This window comes from Paraburkholderia sp. JHI869, assembly GCF_038900775.1.
GTDB lineage: Bacteria > Pseudomonadota > Gammaproteobacteria > Burkholderiales > Burkholderiaceae > Paraburkholderia.
Genome location: NZ_JAYMSC010000004.1, coordinates 91,402 through 104,371, shown reverse-complemented (window position 1 = coordinate 104,371; position 12,970 = coordinate 91,402). Strand labels below are relative to the sequence as shown.

At 64.2% G+C, this 12,970-nt stretch carries 12 protein-coding genes; 5 read left to right on the top strand and 7 right to left on the bottom strand.

What is annotated here, in order from left to right:
• Window positions 1–309: 309 nt before the first annotated feature.
• Both VSR72_RS09510 and VSR72_RS09505 read left to right on the top strand, forming a co-directional pair.
• Window positions 310–474, top strand: a complete 165-nt coding sequence (locus VSR72_RS09510; RefSeq protein WP_342952132.1) for a hypothetical protein — start codon at window positions 310–312, stop codon at window positions 472–474.
• A 350-nt stretch (window positions 475–824) separates the two neighbouring features.
• Window positions 825–1,463: a hypothetical protein gene (locus tag VSR72_RS09505; protein ID WP_342952131.1), complete on the top strand. Its 639-nt coding sequence runs from the start codon at window positions 825–827 to the stop codon at window positions 1,461–1,463.
• A gap of 178 nt (window positions 1,464–1,641) precedes the next feature.
• Here VSR72_RS09505 and urtE read toward each other — a convergent pair whose 3' ends face one another.
• The 7 genes from urtE to VSR72_RS09470 form a co-directional block, all read right to left on the bottom strand.
• A complete protein-coding gene (urtE, locus tag VSR72_RS09500; RefSeq protein WP_342952130.1) occupies window positions 1,642–2,337 on the bottom strand; it encodes an urea ABC transporter ATP-binding subunit UrtE in 696 nt (231 codons plus the stop codon).
• 22 nt (window positions 2,338–2,359) lie between these two features.
• Window positions 2,360–3,241, bottom strand: a complete 882-nt coding sequence (gene urtD, locus VSR72_RS09495; RefSeq protein WP_342952129.1) for an urea ABC transporter ATP-binding protein UrtD — start codon at window positions 3,239–3,241, stop codon at window positions 2,360–2,362.
• Window positions 3,238–4,431, bottom strand: a complete 1,194-nt coding sequence (gene urtC / locus VSR72_RS09490; protein WP_342952128.1) for an urea ABC transporter permease subunit UrtC — start codon at window positions 4,429–4,431, stop codon at window positions 3,238–3,240. The genes urtD and urtC overlap by 4 nt, the downstream gene beginning before the upstream one ends.
• A gap of 1 nt (window position 4,432) precedes the next feature.
• Entirely contained in the window at window positions 4,433–6,073 is a 1,641-nt protein-coding gene (gene urtB / locus VSR72_RS09485) for an urea ABC transporter permease subunit UrtB (RefSeq protein WP_342952127.1), read from the bottom strand.
• A 115-nt stretch (window positions 6,074–6,188) separates the two neighbouring features.
• Window positions 6,189–7,493 (bottom strand): urea ABC transporter substrate-binding protein, encoded by a 1,305-nt coding sequence (urtA, locus tag VSR72_RS09480; protein ID WP_342952126.1) that lies wholly within the window; start codon window positions 7,491–7,493, stop codon window positions 6,189–6,191.
• A gap of 411 nt (window positions 7,494–7,904) precedes the next feature.
• On the bottom strand, window positions 7,905–8,228 hold the full coding sequence (locus VSR72_RS09475; protein ID WP_342952125.1) for a rhodanese-like domain-containing protein: 324 nt from the start codon (window positions 8,226–8,228) through the stop codon (window positions 7,905–7,907).
• 70 nt (window positions 8,229–8,298) lie between these two features.
• Entirely contained in the window at window positions 8,299–8,952 is a 654-nt protein-coding gene (locus VSR72_RS09470) for a protein-L-isoaspartate O-methyltransferase (RefSeq protein ID WP_342952124.1), read from the bottom strand.
• 274 nt (window positions 8,953–9,226) lie between these two features.
• Between VSR72_RS09470 and VSR72_RS09465 the strand changes: the two genes are divergently transcribed.
• The 3 genes from VSR72_RS09465 to VSR72_RS09455 all read left to right on the top strand — a co-directional run bounded on the left by VSR72_RS09465 (window position 9,227) and on the right by VSR72_RS09455 (window position 12,896).
• Complete coding sequence (locus VSR72_RS09465; protein ID WP_342952123.1) at window positions 9,227–10,297, top strand: LacI family DNA-binding transcriptional regulator; 1,071 nt, start codon at window positions 9,227–9,229, stop codon at window positions 10,295–10,297.
• Between the two features lie 111 nt (window positions 10,298–10,408).
• Window positions 10,409–11,896 (top strand): sugar ABC transporter ATP-binding protein, encoded by a 1,488-nt coding sequence (locus tag VSR72_RS09460; RefSeq protein ID WP_342952122.1) that lies wholly within the window; start codon window positions 10,409–10,411, stop codon window positions 11,894–11,896.
• Window positions 11,877–12,896, top strand: a complete 1,020-nt coding sequence (locus VSR72_RS09455) for an ABC transporter permease (RefSeq protein ID WP_342952121.1) — start codon at window positions 11,877–11,879, stop codon at window positions 12,894–12,896. The genes VSR72_RS09460 and VSR72_RS09455 overlap by 20 nt, the downstream gene beginning before the upstream one ends.
• Window positions 12,897–12,970: the final 74 nt, after the last annotated feature.

Sequence of the window (12,970 nt, the reverse complement as noted above, 5' to 3'; positions counted from 1 at the left end):
TTAATGAAGTGCTTCGCGTGTCTAGCCGCTTGCCATGCAACCGCGCAAACCACGGATCGCGGACGATGTTTCGGCGAGAAATGGAGAAATGGACGATCGGTCAAAAAAGACCGACGTACGGGCAGGACGGCAATGGCTTGCCGCAGGCAGAGTGAATCACAGGAAGGGAACATCACTGGTCCGCGTCAACCGCACTTCGCAATCAAGTCTTCCTCGGTCGCTGAAAATTCTTCGATTCACCCAAGTTGCGCGAGTCGGTTCACACACAGTGGCTTACCGCTTCGGGCAATGCGATAGCGTGAGATACCGATGAAACGCCTGATAAGCCGTGCGATGTACCACCCGATCATTGCGCTATCCGTTTTCTATCTGGCCGAAGTCATGCATCACGTCGACTACAGCGTGTTCGGCGCGCTGCTGGTTCTGGCCGCGAAAATGACCTCGCGTGTTTTAAGTGTGTTCAACAAGGGATAGAGCGGGGACGCAACGCATCGCAGACCGAAAAGCCGCCGTGCGCACGGCGTGTGCCAGCGCGTGCGTAGTCCCCAGACATGTCGCCGCGAAACTCGCAGCTAAGCCCAACGCCAGGAAGGGCGGACCGGGGAGATGGCGCCTGCCTGCGCGGATCCCTGGTTAGTGGCACTACTGTGCGAAAAGCCACAGAAAATCGCCTGTATGTCCTGCATGGTCATGGGGGAAACGTTCGCGGCGTAACAGACAGGAAATCGTAAACTTTTCTGAAAGCGTTCGTTAAAGGTTATTCGGAAACTGCACCACCCAAATTGATGGATTTCTATTGTCTCAAATTATGAATGGAGACAACAATGTCAGCAATTAAATGCCTTAAACTTATCACTCCCCCTCTGATTGCCATTGGAGCCAGGAAATTGCTATCCCCCGAAAAGAAGAAGGTTCTTTTCGATGGCGATGACGCAATGTTCAAGCGACTCACGGCCTCATCGAACCTCTATTTCGAGTACGGCTGCGGAGAAAGCACGATTTGGGTAGCAGAGAATACCAACGCAAAAATTCATAGCATAGACACGAGCAAAGAATGGATTGACTATGTGGGAAATAGAATTGACGGGAAAGATGCCACAATTGAGTGGGTAGATTGCGGCGAACTGGGGAAATGGGGCGCTCCAATCAATTACCAAAAAAGGGAAAATTTTCTTAGATACGCCAATGCTCCATGGGTAAATCATCAGAACCCCGACATCGTTCTTATTGACGGCCGGTTTCGCGTTCTATGTTTTTTAACAACACTAAAATTGTCCAATGAAGGAACGAAAATTATCTTCGACGATTACACAAATCGTCCCCATTATCATATAGTCGAGGACTTCATTTCTCGCGCCGACACATTCGGCCGACAGTGCCTGTTCATCGTTCCCAACAAGAAAAGTATCGACACGAATCTTGTCGACCAGATGATTGAAAAATTCGAATATGTTCTTTCATAACGCCAGATGCGCAGCGCACAACCAGCGGGCTGTTGCGCTTCGGAAGCCGCCTCGACTTTGAATGTGCCTGAAGGGCGGTTCAGGGGCGACGAGCGCCGCCCGGTCCCGGCAGATCTACGTAGAACGTTCGTCAGGCTGCCCGGCATTCGTTGTGGCGGCGGGTCGCCAATTCCAGGCTTCAAACCGCGATCAACTCCCGCACCCCATCCGCATCCATGCTCGCGCCCGCACCGCCGGCCACGATTTCGCCGCGGCTCATCACCCAGTAGCGGTCCGCAATGGCCTTGGCGAAGTCGTAATACTGCTCGACCAGCAACACCGTCATGTGCATCTCTTCCACCAGTCGCCGCAACGTCCGGCCGATGTCCTGGATGATCGAAGGCTGGATGCCTTCAGTCGGCTCATCGAGTATCAGCAACTGCGGATCGCTCATCAGCGCGCGGCCAATGGCGAGCTGCTGCTGCTGGCCGCCAGAGAGATCGCCGCCGCGCCGCGCCTTCATGTCCTTGAGCACGGGAAAGAGTTCGTAGATATGCGCGGGCACGCCAGAGGGCATGCGTTTCCTGCTCGCCGCACCGACCAGCAGATTCTCTTCGACGCTCAGGCGCGGAAAGATGTCGCGCCCTTGCGGCACGTAAGCGAGGCCGTGTGCCACACGCGCATGCGTGGGCATCTTCGTGAGCGCCTCGCCGCGCCAGGCGATCGAGCCGTTCTTCGTGGGCACGACGCCCATGAGGCAGCGCAGCAGCGTGGTCTTGCCCACGCCGTTGCGGCCGAGCAGCACGGTGAGTTCGCCCTCGGGCACCGTCATCGAGACGTTGCGCAGGATGTGGCTGCCACCGTAGTACTGGTTCAGCGATTCGATAGTTAGCATGGCTGATAATGTCGATGCGGACCTAGCGGCCCAGATACGATTCGATCACCGCTTCGTCGCGCTTGACTTCGTCGAGCGAGCCGTGCGCGAGCACGCTGCCCTCGGCCATCACCGTCACGCGGCCCGTTTCTCCCGCGAGCGCCGCGACGAACTCCATGTCGTGCTCGACCACCATCATCGAGCAGCTGCCGCGCAAGCGGTTGAGCAGCGTGGCGAGCTCCATGGTTTCGTCGTCGGTCATGCCGGCGGCGGGCTCGTCGAGCAGCAGCAGTTGCGGCTTTTGCATGAGCAGCATGCCGATTTCGAGCCGCTGCTTCTGGCCGTGCGAAAGCTCGCCCGCAAGGCGACGCGCGTCGCTTTCGAGGCGAATCACTTCGAGCGTTTCCTCGATCTTCGCCTGCGCGTCGCGCCCCAAGCGCGCGCGCAATGTGGCGAACCAGCCCTTGTCGGCCTTCATCGCGAGTTCGAGGTTCTCCCATACGGGATGCTGCTCGAACACCGTGGGCTTCTGAAACTTGCGACCAATGCCCGCGCGCGCGATGGCGGGCTCGTTCATACGCGTGAGGTCGAGCGTCTGCCCGAGGAACACCTTGCCCGAATCGGGCGCGGTCTTGCCGGTGATGACGTCCATCATCGTCGTTTTGCCCGCGCCGTTCGGGCCGATCACGCAGCGCAATTCGCCCACGTCGATCGTGAGCGTGAGCTTGTTGAGCGCACGAAAGCCGTCGAAGCTCACGGTCACGTCTTCCAGATAGAGGATCGTGCCGTGCGAAGTATCGATCACACCGGGTTCGACCACGTGTCCTAGATCGGCCACCCCAGAGAGGGCAATCTCGTCGTACTTGAGTGCGTCGTCGAAGGGGTTGTGGTTGAGCGGGTCGCTGATCACGCTATGTCCGTTCATGGGCGTTCGCTCCGCGTGGTGATCCGGTTCCGGATGAGTTCGATGAGACCCATGATGCCGTTGGGCAGAAGCAGCGGCACGAGCACGAACATCAGGCCGAGGAAGAACAGCCAGTACTCCGCGAAATGCGCGGTGAAGAAGCTCTTTGCGCCGTTCACGGCGAACGCGCCGATGATCGGTCCGATGAGCGTGCCGCGTCCGCCCACAGCCACCCAGATCGCCATTTCGATCGAGTTGCCAGGCGACATCTCACTCGGGTTGATGATGCCGACCTGCGGCACGTAGAGCGCGCCCGCGATGCCGCACAGGACGGCCGAGACGGTCCACACGAACAGCTTGTAGCCGAGCGGGCTGTAGCCAAGAAACATGAGGCGCGTTTCGCCGTCGCGCACGGCGGTGACTACACGCCCGAGCTTCGAGGTGACGATGGCCCGCGCGCCGAGAAACGCGAGCACGAGCACGGCGAACGTCAGCAGGAACAGCACGGTGCGCGTGCCCGGATGCGTGATCGGCATGCCCGCGATGCGCTTGAAGTCGGTGAAGCCGTTATTGCCGCCGAAGCCCGTTTCGTTGCGGTAGAAGAGCAGCATCGCGGCGAACGTCATGGCCTGCGTGATGATCGAGAGGTACACGCCTTTCACGCGCGAGCGGAACGTGAAGAAGCCGAACACCCAGGCGACCACGGCGGGCGCGAGCACGACGAGCGCGAGTGCATACCAGAGATGCTCCGTGCCTTGCCAGTACCACGGCAGCGCGTGCCAGTCGAGAAACACCATGAAGTCGGGCAGGTCGCTGCCGTACTTGCCGTCGTGACCGATCTCGCGCATGAGGTACATGCCGATGGCGTAGCCGCCCAGCGCGAAAAAGAGACCGTGGCCGAGGCTCAGAATGCCGCAGTAACCCCACACGAGATCGAGCGCGAGCGCGGCGATCGCGTAGCACATGAGCTTGCCGACGAGCGTCATCGCATAGGCGGAAAGATGCAGCGCGCTCGATTGCGGCAGCACCAGCGCGCAAAGCGGCACACCTAAGCCGATTACGAGGATCAGGACGATGAGCGCAAGCCAGGCGCGCGGCGAGAGGAGGGCAGGACGCGCGGGCAAGCCGAGAGCGAATGTTTCGGCGCGATCGCCTTCGGAATGCGGGGCGCCCAGCGTATGGCGCGCAGAAGTGGAAGTCACGCTCGTCATGTCATGCCTCCGCGCTGCGGCCCTTGAGGGCGAAAAGCCCCTGCGGACGCTTCTGGATGAAGAGCACGATCAGCACGAGCACGGCGATCTTCGCAAGCACGGCGCCCCAGAACGGCTCGATGGCCTTGGAGACGAGCCCGAGACCGAAGCCGCCAATCACGGTGCCCGCGATCTGCCCGACGCCGCCGAGCACCACGGCCATGAACGAATCGATGATGTAGCTCTGGCCGAGATCGGGCCCGACGTTGCCGATCTGCGAAAGCGCACAGCCGCCGAGGCCCGCTACGCCCGCGCCAAACGCGAAGGCCCACGCATCGACGCGCGCGGTGCGCACGCCCACGCAGGCGGCCATGCGGCGGTTTTGCGTGACGGCGCGCACGAAGAGGCCAAGACGCGTTTTCGTAAGCACGGTCCACGCGATGCCCACCACGATCAGCGAGAACGCGAGGATCGCGAGGCGGTTGTACGGCAGGATGAGGTTGGGCATGACGGTCACGCCTCCGCTCATCCACGAGGGATTTTCCACCTGCACGTTCTGCGCGCCGAAGATCATGCGCGTGGCCTGAATGAGAATGAGGCTGATGCCGAACGTGGTGAGCAGCGTCTCCAGCGGGCGGCCGTAGAGGTGGCGGATCACGAGCCGCTCGATCACGGCGCCCACGAGCGCTGCGGCGACGAACGAAGCGGGGATCGCGAAAAGCGGATACCAGTCGAACGCGCCGGGCGCATAGCGCTGCACGAGCGTTTGCACGACATAGGTTGCGTACGCACCGATCATGAGGAACTCGCCGTGCGCCATGTTGATGACGCCAATGAGCCCATACGTGATGGCGAGACCGAGCGCCGCGAGCAGCAGCACGCTGCCGAGCGAAAGGCCCGCGAACAGCGTGCCGGCAATCTCGCTGCGGCGCTGGATGGCGTCGAGCGAGTCGATGCCCTGTTGCGCTGCGGCGCGCACCTCGGCGTCGGGCTCGCTGTACGCGCCGCTCGCGTTCTTCGCGACGAGCGGACGCAGCAGTTCGTACATGTCGAGGTCGTGGCGCGCCGCGACGAGCTTCGCCGCTTCGAGGCGCGTGGCCGCATTCGGATCGTGCAGCGCCGTCATGGCCCAGAGCGTGTCGAGACGCCGTTTGAGCGCGGGGTCGGTTTCTTTCGCGCGCGCGGCGTCGATCATCGGCTTCATGGCCGGGTCGGGATTTTTCAGCAGCCCGGCGATGGCGGCGCGGCGCGTTTCCAGGTCGGGCGAGGCGAGTTGCAGGCCCGAGACCGCACCCGCGACCTTCGAGCGCAAGAGGTTGTTCAGCGTGATGGGCTGAGCGCTCGAAGCGACGTTTGCGGCGACGGGCTTGCCCGTCGCTGCATCGCGTGCAGTGTCGCCATCCTGCACGAGCACTTCGCCGGAATCTGTTGCCGTGACGTTGTCTTCGGCGAGCGCTTTCAGGAGCGCAAGCGAAGCGGCGTCGTGCGTGGCGATGAGCTTGTCGATGGCCGCGGATTTCGCGTCGAAGTCGTCGCCGCCGAGCGGGGCGACGTCGGCCGCATCGAGTGCGTGCGCGCCAGTGCATAGCGTCGTGAAGAGCGCAGCCGCGGCGAGCGCGTGGCGCAAGCCCGCGCGCGCGTACCTCGGGAGTGAGAGAGCCATGATGTTTTCTTGTTGGTGCGGGCCGCGGCGTAACGACAGCAACAGCTTGCCACGGCCCGTAGACAGAGCACGCAAGCGCGCGCCACGCTGCGGCGCGGCGCTCGCGAATACCACGTCAGGCCACGCGCGAGCGGCGCAGGAAGGCGGGCAGCGTGGTCGAGGTGACCACGTCCGGCTTGCCTTCGTTGCCGGCGATGAACGGGCTCCACGGCTGCGCGCGCACGGCGGTCTTCGTCTTCCACACCACGTTGAACTGGCCGTCGCCGCGAATCTCGCCGATCATCACCGGCTTGTGCAGGTGATGGTTGCCGTCCATCGTGAGCGTGAAACCCGAAGGCGCCGCCACGGTCTGGCCGATCATGGCCACGCGCACCTTGTCGACGTCCGTGCTCTTCGCCTTTTCCACGGCCTGCTTCCACATGTGGATGCCCACGAAGGTCGCTTCCATCGGATCATTGGTCACGCGCTTGGCGCCGCCGGGCAGGTTGTTCGTCTTCACCCACGCCTCGAACTGGTCCTTGAACTTCGTGTTTTGCGCGCCCTTCACCGACATGAAGTAGTTCCATGCCGCAAGGTGACCCACGAGCGGCTTCGTATCGATGCCGCGCAACTCTTCCTCGCCCACGGAGAACGCGACCACCGGGACGTCGGTGGCCTTGATGCCCTGGTTGCCGAGTTCCTTGTAGAACGGCACGTTCGAGTCGCCGTTGATGGTCGAAATGACGGTGGTCTTGCCGCCTTGCGAGAACGTCTTGATGTTGGCGACGATGGTCTGATAGTCGCTGTGGCCGAACGGCGTGTAGACCTCCTGAATATCGCTGTCCTGCACGCCCTTCGAATGCAGGAACGCGCGCAGGATCTTGTTGGTCGTGCGCGGATACACATAGTCGGTGCCGAGCAGGAAGAAGCGCTTCGCGCCGCCGCCTTCGGCGCTCATGATGTATTCCACTGCGGGAATGGCCTGCTGGTTGGGCGCCGCGCCCGTGTAGAACACGTTGCGCGACATTTCCTCCCCTTCATATTGCACGGGGTAGTAGAGCAGGCCGTTCAGTTCCTCGAACACCGGCAGCACCGACTTGCGCGACACGGAGGTCCAGCAGCCGAACACGCAGGCCACCTTGTCCTGGGTCAGGAGCTGGCGTGCCTTTTCGGCGAAGAGCGGCCAGTTGGACGCCGGATCGACCACCACGGGCTGGATCTGACGCCCCATCACGCCGCCGTTCTTGTTGATGTCCGCAATCGTCATCAACGCCGTGTCTTTCAGTGAGGTCTCCGAAATGGCCATCGTGCCCGAGAGCGAATGCAGGATGCCGACCTTGATCGGGCCGCTGCCGGTGTCCGCGTGCGCGAACGGCATGCGCCCTGCAGCCGCGAGTGCGCCCGACATCGTCCCGAGTTTCAACAGACTGCGACGTTTCATTTTTGTGCCTCTTGTCCGTGAGTAAGTCGTGGGCCGTGGCGCGTGGTCGTTATCGTCTTGCGCGCCGCCCGGTTTGTGTGTGGCCAGTCTTGCGCATACCCTTCTGCAAGCGTTGTGCCAGCGCGAAGGTAAACCCAGAGGCTTGCGCCATAAGGCGCGCGGCGATGCAGGGCGCATCGGTGAGCGCGCAACGGACGGGCGATTGTGGTGCAGTGAGATGCATGTTCGGGCGCGCTGCATCGTCTCAGTGCGCACATGCATGGAGCGGGACGGCCGGTGCGGCAGGGCGCGCTGCATCGTTGTGCATGTGCGCCGCGCTCGTGCTGCACGGAGTGGACCGACGTGGACGGTCCAGAAATGACAAAGGCGCGGCCTAAGCCGCGCCCTTCTGACTAGCTGGCGTGAGCCTGCTTAGTACGTCGGCACCTTGGGGTCGACCTGACGCGACCAGGCGTCGATGCCGCCTTGCAGGTTGAACACCTTCGTGTAGCCGCGCGACTCGAGGAACATCGCCACCTGGGCGCTGCGCGCGCCGTGGTGGCAAATGCAGACGATCTGCGCTTCGTCGTCCAGTTCCTCGCTGCGCGCGGGAATCTCGCGCATGGGGATCGACATGCTGCCGGCGATTTTTGCCGTTTCGATTTCCCAGGGCTCGCGCACGTCGAGCAGTACGGGGGCCTGGCGTGCGGTGTCGGCAAGCCATTCGGCGAGGGCGGGGGCGGTCAGATTCTGCATGGAACACTCAATCGGGTAAGTAAGCCGGGTGCCGTGCATGGAACCCGGCGATGCGGCAGGTTGGCAGCGCTTAGAACTTGAAGCGCGGCGGATGCACGGCGTTCTGCAGCGGCTCGACGTAGGTCTCGAACACGCCGGCAATGCGGAACTGCTTTTCGTCGATGCGCGTGATGATCTGCGCTTCCATGACGGGCGCGCCGCCCACGAAAGCGGCCAGACGCCCGCCCACCTTGAGCTGCTCGAGCAGTTCCTGCGGCACGACCGGCAGGCCGCCCGAGACGCAGATCACGTCGTACGGCGCATTCGCGGCCCAGCCGCGCGCACCGTCGCCGGCCACGACTTCGGCGTTCAGCACGCCGTTCTTGACGAAGTTCGCGCGCGCGAATTCGGCGAGTTCCGTGTCGATTTCCACGGTCAGCACCTTCTGCGCCCGGTGCGCGAGCAGCGCCGCCATGTAGCCGGAGCCAGCGCCGATTTCCAGCACGCTCTCGTGCTTCTTGACCGCGAGTTCCTGCAGCACGCGCGCTTCGACGCGCGGCGCCAGCATGTGCTGGCCGTTCGGCAGCGGCAGTTCGAGGTCGGCGAACGCGAGGGCGGTATAGGCCTCGGGGACGAAATGCTCACGCTTGACGATCGAAAGCAGGTTCAGCACGTCCTGGTCGAGCACTTCCCAGGGGCGAATCTGCTGTTCGATCATGTTGAAACGCGCTTGTTCGATGTTCATGGTGACTCGGCGTTGTGGTCGGCGTTGTGGGCGGAATCGGTTCGTGTCAAAGCCCGGCAAAAAGGGCGTCGGGCAATCGGAGAATTGTAGCAAACCGGCTTCTGGCCTGGCCGCCCCGCCGGCAACGGGAGCGCGTTCCGGGGGGGATTAACGGATCGGTGTTTGTCCTGGCTTCGTGAGCCTTGCGGTTTTGCGGTTCTCGTACCAAAAATGTAATCGATTACATTTTCGCTCACGATCGCTTTCACGATCCACTGCGCCCATGTCCGCTCGCATGTCCCGATCGCCGCAACCGCAGGAGGAAGACGCCGGCGCCGACACCGCCGCCGCCACGGCCCGCGGCGGCTCGATCGCGGCGGTGGCGCAGCGCGCGGGCGTTTCAGTGGCGACGGTCTCGCGGGTGCTCAACGGCCATGCGAACGTGCGCGCCGCGACGCGCGAGCGCGTGCTCGCCGAGATCGAGACGAGCGGCTATCGCGTGAACGAACTCGCGCGCAACCTGCGCACCGCCGAAAGCCGCCTGCTCCTGACGATGGTGCCCGACTTCGGCAATCCTTTTTACGCGGAGATCGTGCGCGGGATCGACAGCGTGGCGCGCCAGCACGGTTTTTTCCTGCTGCTGTGCGACACGGGCGCCGACGCCGGCCGCGAGCGCAGCTACTTCGACCTGCTGCGCCGCCATCGCGCGGACGGGGCGATCTGCCTCGACCCGGCGACCGTGCAGCACGCTAACCAGGTGATGGCCGCCGAATCGACAGCGCTGCCGTGGGTGGCCTGCTGCGAGTTCGATCCGGACGTGGGCGTGCCGTATGTGGGCATCGACAACTACCGGGCCGCGCACGACGCCGTGCGGCATCTGATCGCGCGGGGACGGCGACGTGTCGCGCTCATCAATTCCGACGAGCACTACCTTTACGCGCAGCAGCGCCGTGACGGCTGGCGCGACGCGCTGGCCGAAGCGGGCATCGCGGTGCGCGACGCCTGGCGCGTGAACGTCAACTGCCTCGACTACGACGCGGGCGCGCAGGCCGCCGCCGCGCTCATGCAGTTGCCCGCTGACGAGGCGCCCGACGCGATTTTCGCGGTGTCGGACACGCTCGCGGTGGGCGTGCTCAACGGCCTGCGCGGCGCGGGACGGCGCGTGCCGCACGACGTCGCCGTGGTGGGTTTCGACGATATCGCGCTCGCGGCGCAAATCGACCCGCCGCTCACGACAATCGCGCAGCCCATGCGGGAACTGGGCGAGACGGCCGCGCGGCTCCTGCTGCGGCGTTTCGCGGACCCGCGCGCGAGCGTGCCGGGCGTGCTGTTGCCGCACAAGCTGGTGGTGCGCGAGAGCGGGTGAAGTCAGAAAACGTAAGCGAACACATAGCAGGGGAGACCAGCGGCGTGAAGGCGGGCGGCAAATGCCGCCCGCCGGAGCCCGCCGACAAAGCCACTGGAGGAGCGCACGCGCATGAGCGTCGCCGTGAAGTTCAACGACATCCGCAAGGACTTCGGTCCCGTGCGCGTGCTGCACGGCGTGAGCTTCGAGCTGGCGCCGGGGCGCATTCACGGGCTGCTGGGCGAGAACGGCGCGGGCAAGTCCACGCTCATGAAGATCCTCGCGGGCTACGAGGAAGCAAGCGCGGGCGAAATGCTCGTCGATGGCGCGCCGCGCCGCTTCGAGGGTTCGCGCGAGGCCGAGGCCGCGGGCATCGTGCTGATCCACCAGGAGTTCAACCTGGCCGAGCACCTGACGATCGCGCAGAACATCTTCCTCGGCCACGAGAAACGCAAAGGCTGGCTGGTCGACGACACCGCCATGCGCCGCGAAGCGCGCGAACTGCTCGCGCAGGTGGGACTCGCGCGCGACCCGGACGTGAAGGTGCGCGACCTGATCGTCGCCGAAAAGCAGCTCGTGGAAATCGCCAAGGCGCTTTCGCGGCACGCGAGACTGCTCATCATGGACGAGCCCACGGCCACGCTCACGCCCGCCGAAACCGCACGCCTCTTCGCGCTGATGACGAAGCTGCGCGCCGCGGGCACGACGCTCGTCTACATCTCGCACAAGCTCGACGAGGTGGAGAAAATCACCGACGACGTGGTCGTGATGCGCGACGGCCGCTTCGTGGCCGCGAGCGCGACGGCGGGGCTCGCGCGCCAGCAGATGGCGAACCTCATGGTGGGCCGTGACGTCTCCGACATGTTTCCGGAGAAAAGTGAAGCGCCCGACAATGCCCCCGTCGCGCTGCGCGTGACGAATCTCGCCGTGCCGGGCTGGGTCGAGGCTCTCTCCTTCGAGGTGCGCGCGGGCGAGATACTCGGCTTCGCGGGGCTCGTGGGCGCGGGGCGCAGCGAGGCGTTCGAAGCGATCGTGGGTCTGCGCCACAAGCACGCGGGCGAGATCGAGGTCGACGGTCACACGGTAACGCTGCGCCACCCGCGCGACGCGATGCGCCATGGCCTCACGTACCTGAGCGAAGACCGCAAGGGCCGCGGCCTGCACATGAACCTCACGCTGCAGGACAACCTCACGCTCATGACGCTCGAGCGCTACGGCCATCCGCTGCTCGATCTGAAGGCGGGCCGCCGCGCGCTGGAAAAGGCAGTGCGCGAATTCGGCATCCGCACCGGCGACCTCGACAGCCGCGCGCGCATGCTCTCGGGCGGCAACCAGCAAAAGCTCGCGCTCGCCAAATTCCTGCAGCCCGACCCGCGCGTGATCGTGCTCGACGAGCCCACGCGCGGCGTGGACGTGGGCGCGAAGCGCGACATCTATTTCCTGATCCAGCGGCTCGCGGCCTCCGGGCGTGCGGTCGTCGTGATCTCGTCCGAACTGGTCGAGCTGATCGGGCTCGCGCATCGCGTGGCCGTGATGCGCGCGGGCCGGCTCGTCGCCACGCTCGGGCACGAACATCTGAACGAAGAGGAGCTGATCGCTCATGCAACCGGCACCCACTGACGCGGCGTCCGAAGGCCGTGGCGCGCGCTCGGCCGCGGCGCGCTTCGTGCGCCGGCTGGCGGGCGTTGGGCCGCTCATCGGCCTGATCCTGCTGTGCGTGCTCGGCACGCTGCTCAACCGCGATTTCGCCACCGCGGGCAACCTGCTCAACGTGCTCACGCGCACGTCGTTCATCGGCATCATTTCCGTGGGCATGACGTTCGTGATCATTTCGGGCGGCATCGATCTGTCGGTCGGGTCGATGGCCGCGCTCATTGCGGGCGTGATGATCTGGACGATGAACACGCTGGCCGACGCGCATGGGCTCGCGCCGCTTGCGATCGTGGCGATCGGCATTGCGATCGCGCTCGTGCTCGGCGCGGCGTTCGGCCTCGCGCATGGCTTGCTGATCACGCGCGGACGCATCGAGCCTTTTATCGTCACGCTCGGCACGCTCGGCATCTTCCGCTCGGTGCTCACCTGGCTCGCCGATGGCGGTGCGCTCACGCTGCAGAACAATCTCGTCGATCTCTACGGGCCGGTGTATTACGCGAGCCTTTTCGGCATTCCGGTGCCCGTGTGGGTGTTCGCGCTCACCGCGGCGGGCGGCGCGCTCATTCTCAACCGCACGGCGTTCGGGCGGCACGTGCAGGCGATCGGCTCGAACGAGCAGGTCGCGCGCTATGCGGCGATACGCGTCGATCGCGTGAAGTGCGCAACGTACGTGCTGCTGGGCGTGTGCGTGGGCGTGGCGACCGTGCTTTACGTGCCGCGGCTGGGTTCCGCCACGCCGACTACGGGTTTGCTGTGGGAGCTGGAGGCGATCGCCGCCGTGGTGGTGGGTGGCACCGCGCTCAAGGGTGGTGAAGGGCGCGTGGCGGGCACCGTGGTCGGCGCGGTGCTGCTGTCGGTCATCGCCAATATTCTCAATCTCACGAGCATCATCAGCGTGTATCTGAACGCGGCGGTGCAGGGCGTGGCGATCATTGCGGTGGCCTTCCTGCAGCGCGGCAGGCGGTAAGAATATCGAAGCAGAGTTGGACAGGCAGTCAGGTAGTTCAAGGAGGCAGCGAAAACTCAACGCAAGAACGGGCG

Bases quoted from the DNA above. Each gene is read 5' to 3' on its own strand.
- VSR72_RS09510 (WP_342952132.1), top strand. From the start codon at position 310: ATGAAACGCCTGATAAGCCGTGCGATGTACCACCCGATCATTGCGCTA.
- VSR72_RS09505 (WP_342952131.1), top strand. From the start codon at position 825: ATGTCAGCAATTAAATGCCTTAAACTTATCACTCCCCCTCTGATTGCC.
- urtE (WP_342952130.1), bottom strand. From the start codon at position 2,337: ATGCTAACTATCGAATCGCTGAACCAGTACTACGGTGGCAGCCACATC.
- urtD (WP_342952129.1), bottom strand. From the start codon at position 3,241: ATGAACGGACATAGCGTGATCAGCGACCCGCTCAACCACAACCCCTTC.
- urtC (WP_342952128.1), bottom strand. From the start codon at position 4,431: ATGACGAGCGTGACTTCCACTTCTGCGCGCCATACGCTGGGCGCCCCG.
- urtB (WP_342952127.1), bottom strand. From the start codon at position 6,073: ATGGCTCTCTCACTCCCGAGGTACGCGCGCGCGGGCTTGCGCCACGCG.
- urtA (WP_342952126.1), bottom strand. From the start codon at position 7,493: ATGAAACGTCGCAGTCTGTTGAAACTCGGGACGATGTCGGGCGCACTC.
- VSR72_RS09475 (WP_342952125.1), bottom strand. From the start codon at position 8,228: ATGCAGAATCTGACCGCCCCCGCCCTCGCCGAATGGCTTGCCGACACC.
- VSR72_RS09470 (WP_342952124.1), bottom strand. From the start codon at position 8,952: ATGAACATCGAACAAGCGCGTTTCAACATGATCGAACAGCAGATTCGC.
- VSR72_RS09465 (WP_342952123.1), top strand. From the start codon at position 9,227: ATGTCCCGATCGCCGCAACCGCAGGAGGAAGACGCCGGCGCCGACACC.
- VSR72_RS09460 (WP_342952122.1), top strand. From the start codon at position 10,409: ATGAGCGTCGCCGTGAAGTTCAACGACATCCGCAAGGACTTCGGTCCC.
- VSR72_RS09455 (WP_342952121.1), top strand. From the start codon at position 11,877: ATGCAACCGGCACCCACTGACGCGGCGTCCGAAGGCCGTGGCGCGCGC.